17 protein-coding genes and 4 pseudogenes are annotated in these 23,851 nt (G+C 60.7%); 14 read left to right on the top strand and 7 right to left on the bottom strand.

The window, feature by feature from the left end; translation table 11 throughout:
* The first annotated feature begins 6 nt into the window (after positions 1-6).
* The 13 genes and pseudogenes from tssH (at position 7) to BLL42_RS28565 (ending at position 17,727) form a co-directional block, all read left to right on the top strand.
* Positions 7-2,655 (top strand): type VI secretion system ATPase TssH, encoded by a 2,649-nt coding sequence (tssH, locus tag BLL42_RS28625; RefSeq protein ID WP_071556061.1) that lies wholly within the window; start codon positions 7-9, stop codon positions 2,653-2,655.
* Positions 2,656-2,665: 10 nt separating this feature from the next.
* Positions 2,666-4,273, top strand: a complete 1,608-nt coding sequence (locus BLL42_RS28620) for a sigma-54 interaction domain-containing protein (RefSeq protein WP_071556060.1) — start codon at positions 2,666-2,668, stop codon at positions 4,271-4,273.
* A 93-nt stretch (positions 4,274-4,366) separates the two neighbouring features.
* Positions 4,367-4,507, top strand: a complete 141-nt coding sequence (locus BLL42_RS28615; protein ID WP_071556059.1) for a type VI secretion protein — start codon at positions 4,367-4,369, stop codon at positions 4,505-4,507.
* A 17-nt stretch (positions 4,508-4,524) separates the two neighbouring features.
* A pseudogene (tagH, locus tag BLL42_RS28610) lies at positions 4,525-5,721 on the top strand (type VI secretion system-associated FHA domain protein TagH).
* 5 nt (positions 5,722-5,726) lie between these two features.
* Positions 5,727-6,227 carry a type VI secretion system lipoprotein TssJ gene (gene tssJ / locus BLL42_RS28605; RefSeq protein ID WP_071556058.1) on the top strand — a complete coding sequence of 167 codons (501 nt, stop codon included), beginning with the start codon at positions 5,727-5,729 and terminating at the stop codon, positions 6,225-6,227.
* 2 nt (positions 6,228-6,229) lie between these two features.
* Complete coding sequence (gene tssK / locus BLL42_RS28600) at positions 6,230-7,561, top strand: type VI secretion system baseplate subunit TssK (protein WP_071556057.1); 1,332 nt, start codon at positions 6,230-6,232, stop codon at positions 7,559-7,561.
* Positions 7,562-7,566: 5 nt separating this feature from the next.
* Entirely contained in the window at positions 7,567-8,442 is an 876-nt protein-coding gene (icmH, locus tag BLL42_RS28595) for a type IVB secretion system protein IcmH/DotU (protein ID WP_071556056.1), read from the top strand.
* Positions 8,443-8,455: 13 nt separating this feature from the next.
* Positions 8,456-11,995, top strand: coding sequence for a type VI secretion system membrane subunit TssM (gene tssM / locus BLL42_RS28590; RefSeq protein WP_071556055.1), 3,540 nt, complete (start codon positions 8,456-8,458; stop codon positions 11,993-11,995).
* Positions 11,995-12,723, top strand: a complete 729-nt coding sequence (locus BLL42_RS28585) for a PP2C family protein-serine/threonine phosphatase (protein WP_071556054.1) — start codon at positions 11,995-11,997, stop codon at positions 12,721-12,723. The genes tssM and BLL42_RS28585 overlap by 1 nt, the downstream gene beginning before the upstream one ends.
* Positions 12,720-13,700 (top strand): serine/threonine-protein kinase, encoded by a 981-nt coding sequence (locus BLL42_RS28580; RefSeq protein ID WP_071556053.1) that lies wholly within the window; start codon positions 12,720-12,722, stop codon positions 13,698-13,700. The genes BLL42_RS28585 and BLL42_RS28580 overlap by 4 nt, the downstream gene beginning before the upstream one ends.
* Before the next feature lie 896 nt (positions 13,701-14,596).
* A pseudogene (locus BLL42_RS28575) lies at positions 14,597-14,854 on the top strand (branched-chain amino acid ABC transporter permease); the annotation flags it as partial.
* 70 nt (positions 14,855-14,924) lie between these two features.
* Positions 14,925-16,193, top strand: a complete 1,269-nt coding sequence (locus BLL42_RS28570) for an OprD family porin (protein ID WP_071556052.1) — start codon at positions 14,925-14,927, stop codon at positions 16,191-16,193.
* Between the two features lie 103 nt (positions 16,194-16,296).
* The gene (locus tag BLL42_RS28565) at positions 16,297-17,727 is read left to right on the top strand and encodes a short-chain fatty acid transporter (protein WP_071556051.1); all 1,431 of its coding nucleotides are present in this window, start codon (positions 16,297-16,299) and stop codon (positions 17,725-17,727) included.
* A gap of 94 nt (positions 17,728-17,821) precedes the next feature.
* Here the strand turns inward: BLL42_RS28565 and BLL42_RS30680 are convergent.
* Positions 17,822-18,013, bottom strand: a pseudogene (locus BLL42_RS30680) (carboxymuconolactone decarboxylase family protein); the annotation flags it as partial.
* 22 nt (positions 18,014-18,035) lie between these two features.
* Between BLL42_RS30680 and BLL42_RS30675 the strand changes: the two are divergent.
* Positions 18,036-18,116 (top strand): annotated as a pseudogene (locus tag BLL42_RS30675) (hypothetical protein); the annotation flags it as partial.
* 376 nt (positions 18,117-18,492) lie between these two features.
* On the opposite strand, the gene BLL42_RS30670 reads toward BLL42_RS30675, so the two are convergent.
* The 6 genes from BLL42_RS30670 to BLL42_RS30140 all read right to left on the bottom strand — a co-directional run bounded on the left by BLL42_RS30670 (position 18,493) and on the right by BLL42_RS30140 (position 23,741).
* A complete protein-coding gene (locus BLL42_RS30670; RefSeq protein WP_236722020.1) occupies positions 18,493-18,759 on the bottom strand; it encodes a glycosyltransferase in 267 nt (88 codons plus the stop codon).
* A 12-nt stretch (positions 18,760-18,771) separates the two neighbouring features.
* On the bottom strand, positions 18,772-19,128 hold the full coding sequence (locus BLL42_RS30665) for a hypothetical protein (RefSeq protein WP_236722019.1): 357 nt from the start codon (positions 19,126-19,128) through the stop codon (positions 18,772-18,774).
* A 391-nt stretch (positions 19,129-19,519) separates the two neighbouring features.
* Positions 19,520-19,780 (bottom strand): PAAR domain-containing protein, encoded by a 261-nt coding sequence (locus BLL42_RS28545; RefSeq protein ID WP_071556050.1) that lies wholly within the window; start codon positions 19,778-19,780, stop codon positions 19,520-19,522.
* A gap of 72 nt (positions 19,781-19,852) precedes the next feature.
* A complete protein-coding gene (locus BLL42_RS28540; RefSeq protein WP_129587043.1) occupies positions 19,853-21,451 on the bottom strand; it encodes a type VI lipase adapter Tla3 domain-containing protein in 1,599 nt (532 codons plus the stop codon).
* The gene (locus tag BLL42_RS28535) at positions 21,451-23,598 is read right to left on the bottom strand and encodes a T6SS effector phospholipase Tle3 domain-containing protein (RefSeq protein WP_071556048.1); all 2,148 of its coding nucleotides are present in this window, start codon (positions 23,596-23,598) and stop codon (positions 21,451-21,453) included. Before BLL42_RS28535 ends, BLL42_RS28540 begins: the two co-directional genes overlap by 1 nt.
* A complete protein-coding gene (locus tag BLL42_RS30140; RefSeq protein WP_161492371.1) occupies positions 23,595-23,741 on the bottom strand; it encodes a hypothetical protein in 147 nt (48 codons plus the stop codon). Before BLL42_RS30140 ends, BLL42_RS28535 begins: the two co-directional genes overlap by 4 nt.
* Positions 23,742-23,851: the final 110 nt, after the last annotated feature.

Here is a 23,851-nt window from a genome sequence, read left to right as displayed (position 1 = left end):
TGACCAATGATCAACGTAGACCTGCAACAACTTATCCAGGCGCTGGACGCCGAAACCCGTCGTGATCTGGAAAGTTCTGCCGAGCGCTGCGTCGCCCGTGGCGGCAGCAAGATCCTCGTCGAAGACTTGCTGCTGGGCCTGCTGGAGCGCCCGCAAGGCCTGCTCGCACGCGCGCTGCAAGACGCCGAAGTGGATGCCGGCGAGCTGAGCGCCGCGCTGCAATCACGGGTCGAGCACAGCGCCTCGCGCAATCCGGTGTTCGCCCCGGAACTGGTGCAGTGGCTGCAAGACGCGTTGCTGGTGGCCAACCTTGAACTGGGCCAGAGCCAGGTCGAGCAAGCCGCGTTGATCCTCGCGCTGCTGCGTAACCCGATGCGCTACGCCGGCAGCCGCTACCAGTCGTTGCTGGCCAAGCTGAACATCGAGCGCCTGAAAGAATTTGCCCTGTCGCAGAAAGAACAACCGGCTACTGGCAAGCCCGCCGTGCAGGGCGAATCGCTGCTGCAGCGCTTCACCCACAACCTGACCCAACAGGCCCGCGACGGCAAACTCGACCCGGTACTGTGCCGCGACGGCGCGATCCGGCAGATGGTCGACATCCTCGCCCGGCGCCGCAAGAACAACCCGATTGTGGTCGGCGAAGCCGGCGTGGGTAAAACCGCCATCGTCGAAGGCCTGGCCTCGCGCATCGCCGCCGGTGAAGTGCCGCAGGTGCTCAAAGGCGTCGAGTTGCTGTCGCTGGACATGGGCCTGTTGCAGGCCGGCGCCAGTGTCAAAGGTGAATTCGAACGGCGCCTCAAAGGCGTGATCGACGAAGTCAAAGCCTCGCCGAAACCGATCATCCTGTTCATCGATGAAGCCCACACTCTGATAGGCGCGGGCGGCAATGCCGGTGGTTCCGACGCGGCCAACCTGCTGAAACCGGCGCTGGCCCGTGGCGAACTGCGCACCATCGCTGCCACCACTTGGGCCGAGTATAAAAAATACTTCGAGAAAGACCCGGCACTGGCCCGTCGCTTCCAACCGGTGCAACTGCATGAATCGACCGTCAGCGAAGCGGTGACCATCCTCCGTGGTCTGGCTCAGGTCTACGAGAAGAGCCACGGCATCTACCTGCGCGATGACGCCGTGGTCTCTGCTGCCGAACTGTCCGCCCGTTACCTCGCCGGTCGCCAACTGCCGGACAAAGCCGTCGACGTCCTCGACACCGCCTGCGCCCGCGTTCGCATCAGCCTCGCTGCCGCCCCGGAAAGCCTTGAGCGCCTGCGTGGCGAACTGGCTGAAGGCGGTCGTCAACGTCAGGCCCTGCGCCGCGACGCCGAAGCCGGTTTACTGATTGATCACGAAGCGCTGGACGCACTGGAAGCGCGACTGGACGAAGCTGAAGACGAAAGGGCCGCACTGGAAGCACTGTGGACCGAACAGAAGGAACTGGCCGAGCGCCTGCTGGATCTGCGCCAGCAACTGGCCAAGGCTCGCGAAGCTGCCGCTGTCGAACCGACCGTCACGGTTGAAGAAGACGCAGAAGGCACCGTAATCGAAACCCTGCCGGTCGACGAAGCACAAAGCGTCGCAGCCCTCGAAGCCGCGCTCAACGACACGCACAAAACCCTGACTGCACTGCAAGTCAAAGAACGTCTGGTGAGCTTCGAAGTCTGCCCGCGTCTGGTGGCCGAAGTCATCAGCGCCTGGACCGGCGTGCCCTTGGCGCAACTGGCCCGCGAACACAACGCCAAAGTCGCGAGCTTCGCCACCGACCTGCGCACGCGCATCCGTGGTCAGGAGCAAGCCGTTCACGCACTGGACCGCTCGATGCGCGCAACCGCTGCCGGCCTCAACAAACCGGATGCGCCCGTGGGCGTGTTCCTGCTGGTCGGCCCGAGTGGTGTCGGCAAAACCGAAACCGCGCTGGCCCTGGCTGATTTGCTCTATGGCGGTGATCGTTTCATCACCACCATCAACATGTCCGAGTTCCAGGAGAAGCACACCGTCTCGCGCCTGATCGGTGCGCCGCCGGGCTACGTCGGTTACGGCGAAGGCGGCATGCTCACCGAAGCCGTGCGTCAGAAGCCGTACTCCGTCGTGCTGCTTGATGAAGTGGAAAAGGCTGATCCGGACGTGCTCAACCTGTTCTACCAAATCTTCGACAAAGGCGTGGTCAACGACGGCGAAGGACGCGAGATCGATTTCCGCAATACGCTGATCCTGATGACCTCGAACCTGGGCAGCGACCGCATCAGCGCGCTTTGCGAAAACGGCGCGCGGCCGACCGCCGAAGTGCTCGAAGAAACCATTCGCCCGGTCCTCAGCAAACACTTCAAACCAGCGCTGCTGGCACGCATGCGTGTGGTGCCTTACTACCCGGTCGGCGGCCCGGTGCTGCGCGAGTTGATCGAAATCAAACTCGGCCGTCTGGGCGAGCGCCTGAACCGTCGTCAGCTGGATTTCACTTACTGCCAGAACCTCGTCGATCACCTGGCCGAGCGCTGCACCCAAAGCGACAGCGGCGCGCGCCTGATTGACCATTTGCTCGATCTGCACGTACTGCCGCTGGTGGCGGACCGCTTGCTCGACGCAATGGCCACCGGTGAAAGCCTCAAGCGTGTGCATGCCACGCTCGACGGTGACGCCAGCGTGATCTGCGAGTTCGCCTGAGGTGGGTGTGATGTTCACTCAAGTGCCGCAACCGCTGGTCTATGCCGAAGCCTTGCTGGCGCAGTTCGCCAGCCTGTCGCGCGCGGCGGACGGGGCTGCGCTGCTGGGTGACTTCGTGCGCGGTCTGGCCGAGCTCAGCGGTTGTGAGTTGACGCAGTTGTACTTGCTGGACGCGACCCACATCTGCCTGGGCATGAACGCCGAGTGCCTGAATGGCATCCTGCAACCCCGGGAGGCGGCGAGCTTGCCGGCGGATTACAACGGTGAACAACTGCTGCAATTCGCCCTGTGCCAGAACCGCGTGGTCAGCCTCAGCGAACTGAGCGGCAGCCTGCACGAAACCAGTTTCCTCCCACCGCAGGCCACGCCTTGGCAGTCGCTGCTGTGCGTGCCGTTGGTCAATCAGCAGAAGTCGGTTGAAGGCTTGCTGCTGTGTGCGAGTCGTCGGCATATCGACCTGCAAGGCTTTGCCGATTCCCTCGGTCAGCTGGGTTCGTTCGTGCTCGGCCAACTGCACTTGCTGCAACGGTTGCGTCAGCCGAGCGGCGTAACACGGCCCGCACCGGTCAGTGTGCCGAGTGCCAGCGGTTACGGTTTGATCGGTAAAAGCTCGGCCATGCGCCAGACCTATTCGCTGATCAGCAAAGTCCTGCACAGCCCCTACACCGTGCTGTTGCGCGGTGAGACCGGCACCGGCAAGGAAGTGGTCGCCCGAGCGATTCACGATTGCGGGCCGCGCCGTTCCCAGGCGTTCATCGTGCAGAACTGCGCGGCGTTCCCCGAGAACCTGCTGGAAAGCGAGCTGTTCGGCTACCGCAAAGGCGCCTTCACCGGCGCTGATCGCGACCGCGCCGGGCTGTTCGATGCGGCCAATGGCGGCACCTTGTTGCTCGATGAAATCGGCGACATGCCGTTGTCGCTGCAAGCCAAGTTGCTGCGCGTGTTGCAGGAAGGCGAGATCCGCCCGCTGGGTTCCAATGACACCTACAAAATTGACGTGCGCATCATCGCAGCGACCCACTGTGATTTATCGATGCTCGTCGGCGAAGGCAAGTTCCGTGAGGACTTGTACTACCGCCTCGCGCAGTTCCCGATTGAGTTGCCGGCCCTGCGTCAGCGCGAAGGCGACATCCTCGACCTGGCGCGGCACTTCGCCGAAAAGGCTTGCTCGTTTTTACAGCGTGATGCGGTGCGTTGGTCCGATGCGGCGCTGAATCACCTGTCCGGTTACGCCTTCCCCGGCAACGTACGCGAACTCAAAGGTCTGGTCGAACGCGCGGTGTTGCTGTGCGAGGGCGGCGAGTTGCTGGCCGAGCATTTCTCCCTGCGCTTGGCTGCGATGCCGGCCGACAGCAGCTTGAACCTGTGCGAACACAAAGCGGTCTTGCCGCCAGACAATCGCCCAAACTTGCGCGAGCGCCTGGAAGCCATGCTGGAAGACAGCAGCTTGGACCTGCGCGAGTGCCTGGAGCAGGTCGAACGCAGTCTGCTGCTCGATTGCCTGCGCAAAAACGACGGCAACCAGACCCTCGCCGCCCGCGAACTCGGCCTGCCGCGCCGCACGCTGCTGTACCGCCTCGGGCGCCTGAACATCAATCTGGGTGACTTCGATGGCTAGGCAACAGACCGTCGATTTCACCTCATTCGCTTCTGATAGCGCCGCCCGAACGGGCTGGCGCTGTGTGCTTTGTCCACCCCTGGAGACCCTCTGATGTCTGTTCGTCACTGGCAAGCCGTCCTGCTGACCCTCGCCGTTCTATGCGGCCTCGGCGGCTGCAGCGGCAATTACAAATTCAACGACAACACCTATCGCCCATTGGGTGATCCGCAGGCGGTCAATCGCGGCAAGTGACCGCAAGGAGTATCACCATGGAACTGGTTTTCGAAATGCTCAACACCAAGCAGTTCGTGCCCACGGACTTGTGTTAGAAGACCTTCAAGCAGGCCGGCGGCGTCATCGGCCGAGGCGAGGATTGCGACTGGATCATCCCGGACCGCAAGCGTCATCTGTCCAATCACCATGTGGACATCAGCTTTCGCGAAGGGACGTTCTTCCTGACCGACACCAGCAGCAACGGTGTCCAGGATGGCGGGAGCGGCGCACGCCTGCGCAAGGGCGAACCGATGCGCATCGAACACGGCAGTGTCTACGTGCTGGGTGATTTCGAGATCCGCGCGCGGCTGGTGCGCGCCCCGGCGACCTTCGACGTCGAAGTCGGTCGCCCACAAGCGGCGGGCAGCATCATCCCGGATGACGCGTTCCTTGATCTCGACCCGCTGAACGCCCTTGATCAGCAAGAGCGCGTGTACTCGGAAATCGAAGAGCTGATCAGCCCAAGCACCACCATCGAGGACACCCGTCAGCGCGCCGACTATGCACGCATAGACATGGAAAGCCTGATGGTGCCGGAGCTGATCAACGCCCCCGCCGAACCTGCGCCAACCCCTATCGCAAAAGCGCCCGAGCGCCAAAGCGAAGGTTTCTGGGAGCACTTCGGTGCAGCGCTGGGCGTGGACCTCAAAGGCCTCGACCACGACGCCCGCGAAGCCCTGGCGCTGAACGCGGCACGCCTGCTCAAGCAAAGCGTCGGCGGTTTGCAGCAGAGCCTGCGCACCCGCAGCGAACTGAAAAACGAACTGCGTCTGGCCCAGACCACCGTGCAAGGCACGAACAAGAACCCGCTGAAATTCGCCGTCGATGCCGGCGAAGCGCTGGGCATTCTGCTGCAACCGAACAAGCCTGGCCAATTGCCGGCCGAGCAGTCGATCTCCCGCGCGTTCCGCGATTTGCAGGCGCATCAGGTGGCCTTGCTGACCGCCAGCCGCGCCGCCGTTCGCGGCACGTTGGAGCACTTCTCGCCGCAGCAGTTGACCCTGCGTTTCGAGCGCGACAACAAGCCGTTGCTGGCCACCTCCGGCAGCCGCTGGAGAGCGTACGGTCGTTATCACCAGGCCTTGCGTCAGGACGATGACTGGAGCGAACGCCTGCTGGCCCGCGACTTCGCTCAGGCCTACGAAGAACAGATCCGCCTGATTTCCACCCTTCACACCGACCACCAAGGATGATGCGCATGTCTCGCTGCTCGACCGCTTTTTTCAAGATGCTGACTGCGTTCGCGGTGCTGGTGCTGCTGGCCGGCTGCTCGTCGCTGTCGCCGTATTCCAAAGTGACCAAGGTCAACCTGAAGCTCACCGGCAGCGATCAGCTGAACCCGGACCTCAACGGGCGTCCGTCGCCCATCGTCGTGCGTCTGTTCGAGCTCAAGCACCCGGTGACGTTCGAGAGCGCCGACTTCTTCAGCCTGTACGAGCGCGCCAAGGAATCCCTGGCCCCGGACCTGGTGGCCAGCGAAGAACTCGAACTGCGCCCGGGCGAAACCGTCGAGCTGAAACTCAGCGTGGAGGAGGGCAGCCGCTATGTGGGGATCCTCGCCGCTTATCGCGACCTACCGGAAACCAAATGGCGCTACACGGTGCAAGTCACCCCGCTGGAAGTCACCGAGGCTGACCTGACCCTCGACCAGGCCGGTATTCGCAACAGCAACGAAAAGCTCGCCAAGGCGGATGACTGATCATGAATTCCCATAAAGTCATTTGGCAGGAAGGCATGCTGCTGCGTCCGCAGCACTTCCAGCACAACGATCGCTACTACGACCACCAGATGAAAACCCGCACGCAGTTGCTGGGCAGTTACACCTGGGGTTTCCTCAATCTCGACATCGATTTGCAGTTCCTCAACATGGGCAAACTGGTGATCAGCCAGGCCTCGGGGATTCTGCCGGACGGCAGCCTGTTCGAACTCGGTGGCAACACCGAACCGCTGGCGCTGGACGTGCCGCCGAACACCGGCAACACGCCGATTTACCTGGCGTTGCCGCTGGTCACCGGTAACCACATCGAGTCGCGCCGCCCGGAGCAATCCGACGTGCTGGCGCGCTACACCGCGTACGAAGCCGAAGTGGCCGACTCCAACGCTGGCGACGATTCCGCCAGCCAGGTCAGCTGCGGCCGCCCGGACTTCAAACTGTTGCTCGGCGAGCAGCAGAGCGATCAGGCCTACGTGAAGCTGAAAATCTGCGATGTGCTGGATACCACGCCCGATGGCGTGATCAGCCTCGATCCGGATTTCGTGCCGACCTACATTCAGGCGCATTCCTCCAGCTATTTGCTGTCGTGCCTGAAGGAAGTGATCAGCATGCTCGGTCACCGGGGCGACACCATCGCCGAGCGCATCCGCTCCAACGGCAAGGTCGGTGGCGCGGAAGTCGGCGACTTCATGATGCTGCAACTGATCAACCGCACCGAGTTGCTGCTGCGTCATTACCTCGGTCTGGAACAGGTTCATCCGGAAGAGTTGTACCGCGCGCTGCTGACCATGCTCGGTGATCTGGCGACCTTCTCCAGCGACAGCAAACGCCCGCGTCTGGACAGCCGTTACCAGCACAGCGACCAGGGCGCGAGCTTCCGCAAACTGATGGAAGCGATCCGTCAGGTGCTGTCGATGGTGCTTGAACAGCACGCCATCGAGCTGGTGCTGCAAGCGCGTCAGTACGGGATCATCGTCTCGCCGTTGCACGACCACAAACTGTTGGGCTCGGCGTCGTTCGTGCTCGCGGCCAGCGCCAACTGCGATTCTGAAGAACTGCGCCACCGCTTGCCGGCGCACCTCAAGGTCGGCCCGGTGGAGCGCATCCGCCAACTGGTCAACCTGCACCTGCCGGGCATCAAGGTCAAACCGTTGCCGGTGGCCCCACGGCAGATCGCGTTCCACTCCAACAAAACCTATTTCATCCTCGAACTCAGTTCCGAAGACCTGGCACAACTGGAGCGCTCCGGCGGCTTCGCGTTCCACGTGTCCGGCGAATTCGCCGAGCTTGAACTGAAATTCTGGGCCATCAGGAACTGACCGACATGATCAAGGACATGGAACACCATCAGGACGATAAGACCGTCTTGCTCGACCGCCAGGGCCATGGCCCGGCGCAAAGTCCGCTGACCGACTTCGCCGCGCCGCCACGTTTCGAACAACTGGAAGAGCGGATGATCTACGCCGCGCGCCTGCGCCCGGCAGAGGCCTTCAACATCAGCCTCAATTCGCTGGTGGCCGCCGGTTCCGACCTGTTGTCGGAGGTGGTGCGCCTAAAGCACAGCGACAGCCGCGAAGACCTGTACGCGCTCAACGAGCGCCTGACCGCCGGGCTGAAACTGTTTGAAGTGCGCGCGCTGCACAACGGCGCCGAAAGCAGCCAGGTGATGGCCGCGCGTTACGTGCTCTGCACCGTGGTCGACGAAGCCGTCGTGACCACGCCGTGGGGCAACGAAAGCGAGTGGTCGCAGATGAGCCTGCTCAGCAGCTTCCACAACGAAACCTTCGGTGGCGAGAAGTTCTTCCAGCTGCTGGATCGTCTGTCGAAAAACCCGGTCAAGCACCTGCCGATGCTGGAGCTGATGTACCTGTGCCTGTCCCTCGGTTTCGAAGGCAAGTACCGCGTACAGGCACGCGGCATGCTCGAACTCGAAGGCATCCGCGACGCCTTGTATCGGCAGATTCGTCAGCTGCGCGGCGACGTGCCACGCGAACTGTCGCCGCATTGGGAGGGCTTGAACGATCAACGTCGCAGCCTGGTGCGCATCGTGCCGGCGTGGATGGTGGTGCTGTTCACCGTGGTCTGCCTGGTGGTGATGTATTCGGGGTTCGCCTGGGTCTTGGGCGAGCAGCGCGACACCGTTCTGCAACCTTATCAGCCGCTGGATTCCGCCGCGGCCCAGCCGCTGTCGCAGCCGTAAACAGGGACGTGTGATGAAAAAGTTTTTCAAGAAAGTCGGCGCGTTCGTGCGCCAGACCTGGGTCTGGACCTTGCTGCTGGTGCTGTTCGTCGCACTGCTGGTCTGGTTTGTCGGGCCGCTGTTGGCCGTCGATGACTACAAGTTCTGGGAAGGTTCGACCTCCCGCCTGCTGACCATCAGTGTGCTGTTCCTGATCTGGGGCCTGACCATGGTCTTCGTCAGCTGGCGCGCCGGTGTGCGTAAAAAAGCCGTCAAAGACACCGAAGACGGTCAGGACCGTATCCGTCGTGAAGAGTTGATCGACGAAGCGCAGAAGGAGTTGAAGGAGCGTTTCAAGGACGCCCTGAAAACCCTGAAGACCTCGAGCCTCTATCGCGGCCGCAGCGAACGCTGGCGCAGCGATTTGCCGTGGTACTTGCTGATCGGCCCGCAGGGCAGCGGCAAGACCAGTCTGCTGGACTTCTCGGGCCTCGAGTTTCCGATCAACAAGATCGACCGCAAACTGACCCGCGACACCCTTGGCACCCGTCATTGCGACTGGTACTTCGCCGACCACGGTGTGTTGATCGACACCGCCGGGCGCTACCTCACCCAAGCGGATGCCGAAGTTGACGGCAGCGCCTGGAGCACCTTGCTCGACCTGCTGCGCAAGCGTCGTCGCAACCGTCCGTTGAACGGCGTGCTGGTGACCATCCCCGTGGAAATGCTGCTGGGCGATGCCGAGCAAGACCTTGATCCGCTGGCTCGCCAAGTGCGTGCGCGCCTGCAAGACGTGCATCAGAAACTGCATGTCGACGTGCCGGTTTATCTGGTGCTGAGCAAGGCGGACAAGCTGCTCGGTTTCGATGAGTTCTTCGATCAACTGACCCGCGAAGAAAGCGATCAGGTGCTCGGCACCAGCTTCCGCAAAGAGCAGAGCGGTACCGACGTCACCGTGCTGCGCGCCGAGTTCGAAGAGCTGCTGCGTCGCCTCAACAGCCAGGTGATCATGCGCATGCACCAGGAGCGCGACACCCAGCGCCGTGGCCGCATCCTCGATTTCCCGCATCAACTGGGGCAGATCGGCGAGCGCCTGTGCCTGTTCGTCGACATGGCGTTCACCGGCAACCGTTATCAACGTGTCAGCCAGTTGCGCGGTTTCTACCTGACCAGCGCACCGCACCTGACCCAGGAAATGGACCAGACCACCGCCGGCATCGGCGCCAATCTGGGGATCAATTCCGGCGTATTACCGACCCTGCGCAGCGGCCGTTCGCGGTTCATTCACCACTTGCTCAGCCGGGTGATTTTCCCCGAGGCCGATCTGGCCGGTCTGGACAAGCGTGAACGCAGCCGCATCCATTGGGGCCAGCGTGCGTTGTATGTGGGTGCATTGGCGGCGTTGGGCCTGTTCGGCCTGCTGTGGGCGAGCGGTTTCTCGGCCAACTATGAGCGCCTGGAAAACCTGCGCAACCTGGCGCAAACCTGGACGCAACAGCGCTCGGCCCTGACCGCCCGTGATGATTCGATGGCGGTACTGAAGACCCTCGACACCAGCTACGCGGCGACCCAGGCGTTCCCGAAAAAGGGCGACGTGGGTTACCACGAGCGTGGCGGTCTGTATCAGGGCGAAGACGTCAACCCGGTGGTCAAGGCGGCTTACGAGCGCGAGCTCGAAAAGCAATTGCTGCCGAAGGTTGCGACCCTGCTGGAAGGGCAGATCCGCGCCAACATGAAGGACCGCGAACGCCTGCTCAACAGCTTGCGTGCGTACCTGATGCTGAACATGAAAGATCGCCGCGATGCGGTGTGGCTCAAGGACTGGGTCGCGACTGACTGGTCCCTGCGTTACGCCGGCAACACCGCGGTGCAAAACGGCTTGAACACGCACTTCGAGCGTTTGCTCAAGCTCCCGTTTATCTACCCGCTGAACGATCAACTGGTGGCTCAGGCGCGTCAGGTGTTGCGCAGCGAGTCGCTGGCCAACGTGGTTTACCGGATGCTGCGCGAGCAGGCCCGCGATCTGCCGGAATACCGCTTGAGCCAACACCTGGGCCCGCAAGGTGCGCTGTTTGTCGGCACCGATTACGTGATTCCGGGCTTCTACACCCAGCAGGGTTATCAGCAGTATTTCTCGGTGCAGGGCAGTGCGCTGGTCACCGACATCCTGCGTGACAACTGGGTATTGGGCGAAGGTTCGGGCATCAGCGGCATGGACTTGCGTCGCCTGATGGTCGAGCTGGAGCAACTGTATTTCCGCGACTACGCCAACTTCTGGAGCGAAGCCGTGGGCCAGGTTGCACTGCCTCCGATCAGCGATTTCAGTGAGGGCGCCGAGCAACTGGCGGGCCTGACCTCGGCCAACTCGCCGGTGCTGCAACTGCTGGTGGAAGTGCGCGAGAACACCCGGTTCCCGGCAGAAGCCGAGGCGGTCGATCAAGCGGCTGATGCCGCTGCCGCACTGGGCGAGCAGAAAGGCAAGTTGGGCAAGCTGGGCAAACTGGCGTCTGCCGCCGCGGACAAAGCCTCGGACATGGCCGCGATCAAAAACCTGCCGGACACCGCGAAGAAATCCCTGCAACGCCGCTTCGAACCGCTGCACCGTTTGCTGGATGACAACAACGGCCCGGCCGCTGATTTGACCCCGGCGCTGACGGCGCTCAACGACCTGCAAATGCAGCTGTCGAGCCTTGCGCGCGCCAGTGCGCCAGAGCAGGCCGCGTTCGAAATGGCCAAGACCCGCATGAGCGGCCAGCGTGATGCGCTGAGCAACCTGCGTAATGCTTCGAATCGTCTGCCGCGCCCGGTCAGCGTGTGGTTCAACGTGCTGGCTGAAGACACCTGGCGTCTGGTGCTCAACGATTCCTACCAGTACCTGAACCAGCGTTATCAAAACGAGCTGTACAGCTTCTACGGCAAGGCGATCAACAAGCGCTACCCGTTCAGCGCCCACAGCACCAGCGACGTGGCGATCAGTGACTTCCGCGAATTCTTCAAGGCGCAGGGCATTGCCGATCGGTTCTTCGATACCTACATGCGTCCGTTTGTGAGTGGCGATCCGGGCAACTACCGTCTGCGCAGCATTGACGGTCACAGCATGCCGATCTCCAAGGTCTACCTCGACCAGATGGCCGCGGCACAAGTGATCCGCCAAAGCTTCTTCTCGATCAACCCGGCCGAGCCGCAAGTGCAGTTCAAACTGGAGCCGTACACCCTCGACCCGGCCGTCAGCCGTTCCGAGTTCAAATTCGGCGACAAGACCATCGAATACCGTCACGGCCCGATTGTGCCGGTGTCGTTCAAATGGCCAACCGACGCTGAAGACGGGCGCACCAGCCTGGTGATGGACAAGATGGCCGGCCGCCCGATCGGCATCGAGAAGAACTCCGGCCCGTGGTCGCTGTTCCGTCTGTTCGACCTGATGCAGACCGAGTACCTCAGCGGTCGTGACGTGCTGGTGCTGAAGGCGGACGTCGGTGGCCTGCGCGCCAACTACTTGCTGACCAGCCAGCGCACGCCGAACCCGTTCGACATGGGCGTGCTGCGCACCTTCCGTATGCCGGTGCAGCTCTGATGCTGGTTGCCAGTTCCTGGCGCAGCGCTGCGCGCACCGATGCCGGCAAGGTTCGGGCGCGCAACGAAGATGCTTTCCTGGATCGTCCACAGCAAGGCTTGTGGGTGGTCGCGGATGGTATGGGAGGCCATCATCGAGGGGATGTCGCCAGCCAGTTGATCGTTGCAAGCTTCGCGCAGATGTCGATGCAGGACAGTTTTGAGGGGCGCCTCAAAGAGGTGCGCCAGTGTCTGCATTGGCTCAATCGACGCATGGGTCGGGAGTTGACGGTCACCGCTGCACGGTCGGACAACATTATGGGCAGCACCGTGGTGGTGCTGTTGGTCGAAGGTGATCGTGCGGCCTGCATTTGGGCGGGGGATAGCCGTTGCTACCTGTGGCGCGGCGAGCGGTTGTATCAACTGTCCAAGGACCACTCGCTGCAACAGCAACTCATCGACGAGCAACAGATGAGCGTCGAAGACGCCCGTGCCCATCCCGCCGCGCATGCCTTGACCCGTGCGGTCGGGGCGGCCGAGCAATTGACGCTTGAGGTGCTTGAACTCAAGGTTTATCCAGGCGATACGTTTTTACTGTGCAGCGATGGCTTGTATCAGGAGGTGGGGAGCGACGAGATGGGCCGTGCCTTGAGCTTGCCGGCCCCCGCGCGCGCCCTCGAACGGCTGTTCGAGGGCGCTTTGCGCGGTGCGGCGCGGGACAACCTGACGGCCATTGTTGTCCGCCAATGAACGAGCTTGATGACGGGCTGAAGAGTGTCGACGCTGCCAGCGACCTGACTTACTTTGCGTTCGCCAAGCCGCAACCGGGTGTTGCGGCACTTGCACCGGAACGGATCAGTATGGGGCCGTTGCCTGATGTCTTGGTCGGCCGTTATCGCGTCGAGCGCGTACTCGGTGCAGGAGGTATGGGCACGGTTTATCGTGCGTGGGACTTGTTACACGAGCAGTACGGCGATCCTGCACCTTATATAGCGCTGAAAGTGCTCAGTGACGAGTTTGCCGAATCGCCGGACGCCAGTGCCTTGCTCTATAGCGAATTTGCCTTGACCCAGCGACTGCGCCACGAAAACGTGTTGCGTCTGCATAGCTTTGAGGTGGATACACGCTGCCAGAGGGCTTTCATTACCATGGAGCTCATGCATGGAATGACCCTGGACAAACTGCTCTGTGAGCGGCCACTGGGGTTGCCCTGGAAGGAGTTGTGCGGCATAGCACTGCCATTGCTCGACGCGTTAGCGCACTCCCATGCTCGCGGTGTGCTGCACGGCGATCTTAAACCAAGCAACGTGATGCTGAGCGAGGAGGGGGTACGGTTATTTGATTTCGGCTTGGGCCAGGCCGAGGAGGGTGTCTTGCACGGCCTGCCGCACCTGAGTCGCAACCGCTTCGATGCCTGGACCCCAGGCTATGCCGCGCCTGAGTTGTTCGAAGGTCAACCGTTGACCGCCCGTGCGGATATCTACGCGGTGGCGTGCCTGCTCTATGAACTGGCCGCCGGCACGCACCCGTTTCGCCGCATGCCATCGACGCAAGCTCAGCAGTTGCATCTGGATCGTCAATTGCGAGCGCCCCGATGCTTGCCAAGACACTGCTGGCCAGCCCTGCGAGCAGCGTTGAGTTTTGATCCTCGCGCACGCGACATCACCGCGCGCCAACTTCGTGATGCCATGGCGGCTCCGTCCTCCTGGCGCCAATGGATCGGTTAGTTCATCGAAGTACCTTTCAGTGACTGAGGCCTTGCGGGCGTCGGTTGCTTATCCATTATGTTAAGGGGGAAACGGTGTCCTGTCTTTCAGGGGGGCGTCCATGGGGGGGGACAGAGCCGCGTACCGATGCTCACAACACCGAGACCGTAATCAAAGAAGTCGTTCGCCTTTTGGGGGCGCTGAAAAAACATCTCCGGTAGACCACTAGATCCTTCGAAATGCCGCTATAGCGGCATTCAAACAAACCGGCCAGATGAATTTCGATCAGTTCATCACCAATACATTCGCGAGCTACCAACCAACCGACCCCACGTGGCTGAGTCACTGGGGCAGATTGTACCGGCCGCTTAGGTATGTCCACTTTAGCCGTTTTTACTGAGCGCCATCTGCGCGTGAGCTCCCATAGTGACTCGTCCCCCAAACCACTGTTAGCAGGCAAGCGGTCTGCTGCTGAGTTACAGAAGGTCGAGTGACTGTGTCACCCACGCTGGGCTTACGCGTATTGATCCAGTGGCGAATGCCTGGTTTACGGCGGGTAGTACTCAACGCTGGGCTGGGCATTGACGTGACAAGCGTACCGACCCAGGAGTCACAACATTGGCGATGTTTGTTGTGCACCTGATCAAGGATGGATCAAAGCCGTCTGAAGGCTGAAAGCGTTATTCAGAGTTTTTCACTTTGATTAAGCAGTGTTTTGGATATGGTGCTGTTTGCAGCGTAGACGCATACGGTCGGGAGTTTTTTGCCTGCTCTATTAAGGTCAGGAAACTTCCTCTTTCTTCAGGGCGTGCTACGGGGGACTCAGGCAAACCTAAGTGCTCCGGAGATACCAAAAAAAAGAGAATAACCATGAAGCTGTTTGGGGTGTTCGACTTGAGCAACAACCTGACCATGTCCAACTGGCGTCGTTGACCGATGCGCACTGGCATATGTCCGGCGAGGTGATTTTGATGACCCTGCTTGGCGGCGTTGGCACTGTACTGGGGCCCTTGGTGGGCGCCACGGTGGTGGTGACGCTGCAAAGCTATCTGTCCAACGGCCCACTGGGGGAATGGGGGCACGTGATTCTGGGCATGATCTTCGTCATCTGCGTATTGCTGTTTTGCGTCGGCATTGTCGGCTGGGTACTCAAACTCAGTCGCCGCAATTTCTAGGACCTGATTCTTTGTCTGGAACCCATGTGTTCGCGTGGGTGTGCTTTACAACAATAAAAAAGAGAGCCTTATGCACGTCATCCGTTCTGCTCGTATTGTTCAACTGTCTGGTATTGCAGGGGTTATTGGGATCTGCACCCCGGCGTCGGCCGCGTTTGTGGAAGACAGCAAGGCCAGTGTGGAAACGCGCAACTTCTACATGAACCGCGACTTTCGCCAGTCGGGAGCCCCGCAAAGCAAAGGGGAGGAGTGGGCGCAGGGTTTCATCCTGCGTATGGAGTCGGGTTATACCGCTGGGCCATTGGGCGTCGGTATCGATGCCTTGGGGCTGCTGGGTATCAAGCTCGATTCAAGCCCGGATCGGTCTGGGGTCACCGGCCTGCTGCCCCAAGGCCCGAATTCCAAGCGTGCGCCGGATGACTACAGTGAGTTGGGCCTGACCGGCAAGCTGCGGGTCTCCAAGTCGATCCTCAAGCTGGGCACTCTGATACCCAAGCTACCGGTCTTGCAACCTAACGAATCACGCCTATTGCCGCAGACGTTCCAGGGCGGGCAGTTGAATTCGATGGAGCTCGATAACCTCACCTTCAACGTTGGCCGCCTGACCCAGGTCAACCAGCGCAACTCCTCAAACCGTGAAGACATGACGGTGATGAAAGGCCCGCGGCGCAACATCGTCACCGGGACCAATGCTACCACTGACCAGTTCGATTTCATCGGGGGCGATTACAAGTGGAGCAGTGCGCTGAGCACCGGTTATCACTACGCGCACCTGGACGATCTGTACAAACAGCACTACCTGACGTTGACCCATACCTTGCCGGTGACCGAAGGACAGTCGTTGAAGTCCGACCTGCGCTGGTCCAGTTCGACCGATGACGGCAACAGCAACGTCGACAACCGCATGCTGGGGGCCATGTTCACCTACTCGCTGGGGGCCCATGCGTTTGGCGTCACCTATCAGAAAATGAGCGGCGACACCGGTTTTGCCAACGTCAACGGCGCCGACCCTTACCTGGTCAACCTGCTGCAGATCAATGATTTCGCCAACCAGGACGAGCGTTCCTGGCAAGCGCGTTATGACTTCAACTTTGCGGGTATCGGTATTCCCGGCCTGACCTTCATGACCCGTTACGTTAAAGGCGACCAAGTCAATCTGGGCGCCGCACCCGGTGACGGTAAGGAGTGGGAGCGCGACACCGACATCGGCTATGTGATTCAGAGTGGCTCTCTGAAAAACCTTGGGATCAAATGGCGTAACGCGACCTACCGCACCAGCTTCGCCAGCGATATCGATGAAAACCGTCTGATCCTCAGCTACAGCCTGCCGCTCTGGTAACAGGGCTTAGCCGGACACCGCCAGAGTCTTTGGCTGGTGGGTGTCGGCATTGCCGGCGGTGGGCCTGTAGGCGCTCCGATAAAACCAATAAAAGGAAAACCCCGTGACCGCTGATATCCAAGACAGCCGCTCCGCTCGCTTTGCCCTGCGTTGCTCAAACTGGGCTGAACGCTGGTTCCCCGACTCCTGGGTGTTTGCTGCCCTGGCGGTGATCCTGGTCTCCGTCGCCGCCCTGGCCATGGGCGCCAAACCCACCGATACCGCCAAGGCCTTTGGCGACGGTTTCTGGAGCCTGATCCCGTTCACCATGCAGATGGCCTTCGTGGTCATCGGCGGTTATGTGGTGGCCAGCTCGCCACCGGCGGTCAAACTGATCGACCGCCTGGCGCGAATCCCGAAAAACGGCCGCTCGGCGGTGTGTTGGGTGGCGCTGATCTCGATGGTGGCGTCGTTGCTCAACTGGGGCTTGTCACTGGTGTTCGGCGGCTTGCTGGTACGTGCCCTGGCGCGTCGCACCGACCTGCGCATGGACTACCGTGCCGCCGGTGCTGCCGCCTACCTGGGGCTGGGCGCCGTCTGGGCCCTGGGCCTGTCGTCTTCGGCCGCGCAGTTGCAGGCCAACCCGGCCAGTCTGCCGCCGTCGATCCTGGCGATCACCGGCGTGATCCCGTTCACTGAAACCATTTTTCTCTGGCAGTCGGGGGTGATGCTGGCGGCGCTTGTGGTGGTTTCCCTGGTAGTGGCCTATGCCAGCGCACCTGGACCTGGCAGCGCCCGTAGCGCCGAAGATTGTGGCGTCGATCCAAGCTTCTCGGCACCGCCACCGCCCAAGCGTACCCGTCCGGGCGAGTGGCTGGAGTACAGTCCGATCCTGATCTTGTTGCTGGTGGCCTTGGCGGCTGGCTGGCTGTACAACGAGTTCTCTACAAAACCTGCGATCACCGCGATTTCCGGGCTGAACACCTATAACCTTCTATTCATCATGGCCGGTGCCTTGCTGCACTGGCGTCCGCGCAGCTTCCTCGACGCGGTAGCCCGCGCCGTGCCGACCACCACCGGGGTGCTGATCCAGTTCCCGTTGTACGGCTCGATTGCGGCGGTTCTGACCCAGGTTCAGGGCGTCGATGCGCAGACGCTGGCACATCATATTTCGACCTTCTTCGTACAGATCGCCACCCACGATACCTATGCCATATTGATGGGCGTGTACTCGGCGGTACTGGGCTTTTTCATTCCGTCAGGCGGCGGCAAGTGGATCATCGAAGCGCCGTATGTGATGCTGGTGGCCAATGACCTGCAGTATCACCTGGGTTGGGCGGTGCAGATCTACAACGCCGCCGAGGCGCTACCGAACCTGATCAACCCGTTCTACATGCTACCGCTGCTGGGCGTGCTAGGCCTGAAGGCGCGCGACCTGATCGGCTTCTCCTTCGTCCAGTTGCTAGTGCACGCGCCGTTGGTGCTGTTCCTGCTGTGGTTCCTCGGTACCACCTTGCAGTACACGCCTCCAGTGATGCCGACACCGGCTGGCTGAGTGCTGTAAACACAAACGCTCTGCAGTGTAGGGCGTTTTTCATTAGCCGGATGACTTAGTTTGGGATCATCGCAAAGCCGCCGCCGAAACGGTTTCAGGCGTTGATGGTGGCGATGGTTAGCACCTCCGCTTCGCTGAAGTGTTCGAGCAGGGCACGGTACTGGTGTTCCGGCGCATGCCGCTCGGGCAGTCGGGTCAGCCTCTCGGTCCAGGCCAGGGCAGCGTGCTCACGAGGCGTGAAGTAGGCGGTGTCGTCCCAGACGCTCAGGGTTTGCAGGCGGGCCTCGATGAGCGGCTGAGCAGTTTCGGAACTGACCCCGCCGGGTCACCGGGCCAAGGTGGTGCTGATGGTTAGCGAGGCCGACCATTGCCTCAACGACCTACTATACCTCCACGACATCCATGGCTAGGTGGCCGATGCGCTGACCGAGGTGCCGCACGTGTGAGCTTCCAGCAGGACGATACGCGCATCAGGCGTGCGCTGACGGGCGAGCAATGCGCTCCAGAGCCCAACGAACCCGCCACCGACAATCACCAGGTCTGCGCTGATATCACCGATCTGCCGCTCGCGGCTGGGGCCGGGGGGATCGGTGTCCAGCCAAAAGGGCCGGGGGCGCGCGCTTGAGGCTCTCGAGGGCTGATGGGGGCATGGCGCACTCCCTGCTCGTGGGTCGCTGACTAGGGCGTGAGCAAATCCAGAATCGCCCGTGCGGCGATCTCGGTGCCACGGGTGGCTTGCATCGACGTGCTGATGGCGGCCAGGCGTTATTGCATGGCGCTGTCGCCCAGCAGTTGGGCCAGGGCGTCGGGCTGGGGTTCGGCAAAGTGTGGCAGGTAGCGTCCGATGTCGGCTTCTTCGCCGCGCATGGCGTTGTCGTGGCAGTCCCAGCAGTAGGGAATGATCAAGGATGGCAAGCCGAAGAACGGGGCTTCACAAAAGCTGTTGTTGCCTCCGTGATGGATGAACAGTTGGCATTGCTTGAGCACCGCAGGCTGCGGGAACCATCTGTCCAGATAGACGTTGTCGGGCACCGTGGTGTGGGTCTAGCGGTACGCACCGACGTTGACCAGAAAACGATAGGGCAAGGTTGCCTGGGTGCTGATCAGGCGCTTGATCATCTCGGTGTCGGCGGCACCGAGGTTGCCAAAGCTGACGTAGGTCGTCGGCGCGTCGTTGTGCCGTGGGAAGTCGGGCGCCCGGTATGGCGCCTCGCGGCGCACGCAACCGTCGAGGTAGACGTAGTGTTGTAGGGCCAGCGGTTGCTCGCGCTCATAGCGCACTGGCGTCTGCGATAGCAGCAGGTTGAGCCAGGGCGAATCCACCAGGAACTGGCCCAGCGGGCAGGACGCGGTGTGGTGGCTGGCGAGGAACCGGGAAAAACGTTTGTGGGCGTGCGCCACGGCGCCCTGGTAGTGCTCGACAAAGTCCTAGCGCCGCCGTGTCGGTGCTGCGTCTGCCGGACAGGTAGAGCGGCACCGCGTTGTCGGGCAGTTCGGTTTCGGCGCAGGACACCGTCCGCACGCAGGGACACCCGGCATAGCACCCCGTTATCGGGCACGATGACGTCCGGCTTGAGCCGTGCCAGCAACTGCTGCAAGGGTTTTTCCGCCTCAATGGCGGCTTCCCAGGCAGGTGCGACGTAGCTGTCGATCTTCTCGAGCGGCGTCTGCCGGGTGTAGGCGAGGTGAAAGTGATGATCGTGGCCTGCTCCTGGCGGCGCAGGGGCATGACTACGCGGGTGTCGGCGTTTTGGTAGTCCAGTAATGGATAGACCGGTGAATGTCGAGCGCATCAGGCCGCGGCACTGCCATTTGGGCCGCTGGCGATCAAGCTGGCACCGCAGGCGGTTTTCATGCCGTGCAGTGCGACGTTGATGCCGCCCACATCCAGTAGCGCACCACCCTCGACGATGGGGAATACTCCTTTGCACAACGGGCACGCGACTTGGTGGCCAACGCCGGCCATGGGCTTGCCGTTTAAATCGGTTTGGCTGAACGCTTCAATTACCGTTCCGCCGTGGGTGGTGGAGTCGCCGAGTCGAATAATGTCCATGGCTGTGCCTGTCCTGTGTGCTCTGGGAGGACGGCGTTTGCCGTCCGGGTGTTGTCGTGCTTGGGCTGAGGTTTACAGATCATCCATCCAGTCGGCTTTAGGTTTCAGGCTGGCCAGGAACTCCTCAATGGCGTAATCGTGGTTCTCGAACTCCGCCAACGAAGGCACCGGCGGTGGGCTCGTAGTGACGGGCGCGGGTGGGGCTTGGTTGCTGCTGGCGGTTTGAGGCATCAGGTTGATGCCGAACTTGTTGCCGACCGGCTTCTTGCCAGGTGTCGGGGAGGTGATGGTGATGATCGTTGCTTGGTCCTGGCGACGCAGGGGCATGACCACGCTGGTGTCGGCGTTCTGGTAGCTGGCCATGGTGGCCAGGGCAATACCAACGAAGGGCGAAGCGGCGCCGGTATCGCCCAGGCGTTGGGTGAGGTCGTAGCTTTCGCGGGAATCGAGCAGGTCGAGGGAACTGTGGGCAACGGCGAGGGCAGGGACCAGTTCGGCCAGTGGCGCGCTGTGCAAGCCACCATCGTAGAACACACGGGCCGGTGGCGGGGCGACTCCGTCAGTGGCTTTTTTCCAACCGATGGCCAGCTGTGCGCTCAGAGCGTCGCGCTTCAGGCGTTCGCCATTGTCCGGGCGTTGCAGGGAGACGGTGACGGGGCGATGGATCTTGGCCAGTACCGGCAACGCGTCCCACTGTTCAAAGGCGCGCTCGGTCCAGGGTTGGGGGATGAACGCCGAGGGTTGGAATTCGACGGCCGGTTTGCGCCAGCCCCAGCCGGTGAATTCGGGGTCGATTTTGTTCTCGTTGACCTTGGTGAAGGGGGCGTAGTAGCGCAGCCATTCGACGCGTTCGGGACGGGCGACGACTAGGGCGACCATGGTGTCGGTGAGTTTATCGGGTTGGCGTGGGCCAGCGACAGCACCGAGTGATGTTAAAGAAACGTCTTTACTCGATAAAGCCCCCGCCATACTGATGCCTTCAACGTTGTATACCAGCACGGCAGGAAGATCAGGGTTGTGTTCGAACAGCTGGAAGATGTTTTCTATGAGGCCTTCGGGGGTGTCATTACAAACAACGCCATCCTGTATGTTACGAATACGATGCCAGTGTAACCCTGCGTCAGTGCGGTAGCTATCCACCATACTGGTAAGCATTTCGCGAGTTCTTTCAGGAGTGAAGCGTAAGTTCGGTGTGGTGGCTTTCCATCCGCGCACCACGGTGATGGTGGGAATTGGCCATTTCTCCATGAAGTCTCGTAACCCCAATTCCAGGGCATCGGCTATCCGCTTAGTCCATGCCATATCTTTATCATCGGCTAATTGTGGATATTGCTTTGGATCCATGGGCAGGATGCTGCTCGCATGCAGGGCGTCTGGATGACTTGCATTCTGCTCCTGCAAGGTCTGCCAAACTTGTCCTTGACGAAATACGTCCAAGCTCACGCCAATACTCAACACATCCAGGGTTTCTAGATACGGCGAAGTGGTTGGTGCTCGGTAGAGAGTATTATCGGACATATCAGTGGTCTTCTTGGCTTTAGGATGGACAGTTGCTGGGGTTGCCGGGCTGGTAAAACAACTAGTGGGCGTTAGAGGGGGCTCTGCAGCTTGAGTTGAATACTGGACCAGTAACAAACTTGTCAGAGACAGACAGGAAAGTAGTGAACGCATCAAGCTGCACCTCCAAAATTGATCGGTTTGCCAGCATCGCGTTCAGCCAAGGTTTGTGAGGCTACCAGAGTGGGCATGTTGCTCCCGACGGCAGTTGGTAGCGTGCCAGTTTTGCGATACTCCACCGTGGACTCGATCAATGACCGATTGTTATCTGACTGGAAGAGTGTTTGAACATCTTCGTCCGGAAGGTCTAGTTCAGTCGCCGCCTGCGCGAATATGCTCTCATGAGATCTATTCCAATCCAACCGCCAATCCGCCACCCGACACAAATACGCATAAAAAACCGGATCATCCACGCTCTCCCCAGACCCAATCGCCAGGTCATAGGCCATCACTCGTCGACTATGTTCGGGGTTGTTGGGAATAGCCGAGTGAAACGATAACGGTTCTTCATGCTTTTCCTGCAAACGCAGGCGGGCTTCGTAGGGCGTTTCTGAGCGAGTGATCAACACTTGGTTATCGCCTAATGGTCGAGCCCTAATGACGTGGGCGCATTGGGCTGTGTCTTTGCCTTCATTTCGGGCGTTTTCGATGCTGGTAAGGTCTTGGCCATTCTTGTAGGCGACGTCCCTGGCGAGCACTTCTTGCTTAGTGTATTGGCCGCTGTCGTAGGCCCAGGCGTTATTGCTTACGGCGATGGCCGCGTCGATGGGCGCTAGTTTTTCCTTGATTTGAAAGAGTCCACTGTTTGAGTCTGCCCCTGTTTTTTGAATGTCGCCGTCAGTAGTGAAGACCGCTTCTACAGGCACGGGCAGTAACGGTGCGGCGAGCATCACGCGGCTTCCGGGTTCGAGTTCGGCTCGCACGAGGCCGATTTTTTGTGACCAGGGCAGTTGTGAGTCCTCCCAGGTTTTCTCACCTTTAAGCAAAAGTGGGTAAGCGCTGGGCGGTACATGGGCGCCGATTTCTTCCTTCTTATGATCCCGTTTGCGCAGGGTGAATACCCGCTGGTGAAAGCTCAGTGGCCATGTTGTGCGCAAGGACTGGCCGTAGAGCTTGTCGCTGATTCCTTGCCAGCCAATGCCCTGAACGTTGGCAAACCCAACGGTTTGATCCTGAGGGGTGAAATACAGGTAGATGCAGCCACGGTTATCACGTTCATCGAAGGCCACTTTCTTCGTATCAATGAGTGCCTCACAGGCCGTGCTGCCGGTCCAGCCGGGGCCACCAATGGCGCCATAGCCCTGGCAGTTCTTGAGGGCGATACCGGACAGCGCGGGGTAGGGGTTGGGCTTCTTGGCGATGAACTGCAGGATCGCGCTCAGGGTAGCAATTCGAGCCTCGGTAGTTTGTTGGCTTCTATTCTTGTTCTGAAATCTCTCGGTAAAGGGCTCAATCAGGCTGTAGGGCGAATTCATCATCACCACGCTATCGGCCGGGGCAATACCTTCATCGTTGAGGAACGCATGGGCCAACAGATTGATGAGTGTGCCCTGGCTGTGACCCACTACGTTGATAGTGTCATTGGGATAACGCTTACGGATGATCTTGATCAGCATCGCCAGGCGCATGGCGGCCAGCACCATATAGTAGCGACCTGGCGACGAATACAATGGGTGGGTCAGTTGGCGAGTAATCCAGTCCAGGGGCAAAAACCCAAAGAGTTTTCCGTTGAAACCATTGCCCCACATGTCCGGCAGGTTGGTGGTGGCATTGGCAAATTGGCCACCCTCAATGGTGCCGGCTTTATCCAGGCGGTTTTTATTACGGTCCAACCACTCGCCATGAGGCTCGGTCTTGTTGATGTGTGCTTCCTCTTCGCGAAAGCCCCAGTAAAACGGAATGACCACGCTGCGGGTTGCACCACCGGTGCTGGATGCTCCGAATTTACGCCGGTAATACACGGCATCGGGGTTGGGTGCCTTGCCTCCATCATCGCTAGGAGAGGTGTATTGGGCCGGTTTCAGATAGCCGGGGTTTACCATCCCATTGGGTAAGTTAGGCCATAGGTCCAGGCGCTCGTTCAGTCCTTGGCACAACCCGGCTTCGATCCGTTCGTAGCAACCGGCCAGATCGTTGACACCATGCACGACGATGGTCACGCAGGGCTTGGGCGGCGGCGCGATCAGATGCACGTCACCACCACCGGGCATGGTGATGGAGTTGGCGGAGCAGAGGGGGCGCATGCTAGCGGCTTCGGTCATGGGTGGCCTTTTTCAGGAGAGGGATCTGAGTACGCCAGTTTGGCGAGCGTCGCTGCACCTGATAGGGCGGCGGCCGCGATCATCAGTGTTTTCAAGCGTTTCATCTGCACATGCCCCACATTCATCGCATCCTTGTGCAACACCTGCGTAGCCTCCTGGTGGAGTCGCCAAGTCGAATAATGTCCATGGCTGTGCCTGTCCTGTGTGCTCTGGGAGGACGGCGTTTGCCGTCCGGGTGTTGTCGTGCTTGGGC

The organism is Pseudomonas frederiksbergensis (assembly GCF_001874645.1).
Taxonomy (GTDB): domain Bacteria; phylum Pseudomonadota; class Gammaproteobacteria; order Pseudomonadales; family Pseudomonadaceae; genus Aquipseudomonas; species Aquipseudomonas frederiksbergensis_B.
The sequence above is the reverse complement of the archived record's forward strand: the minus strand, read 5'-3'. Positions and strand labels throughout refer to the sequence as shown.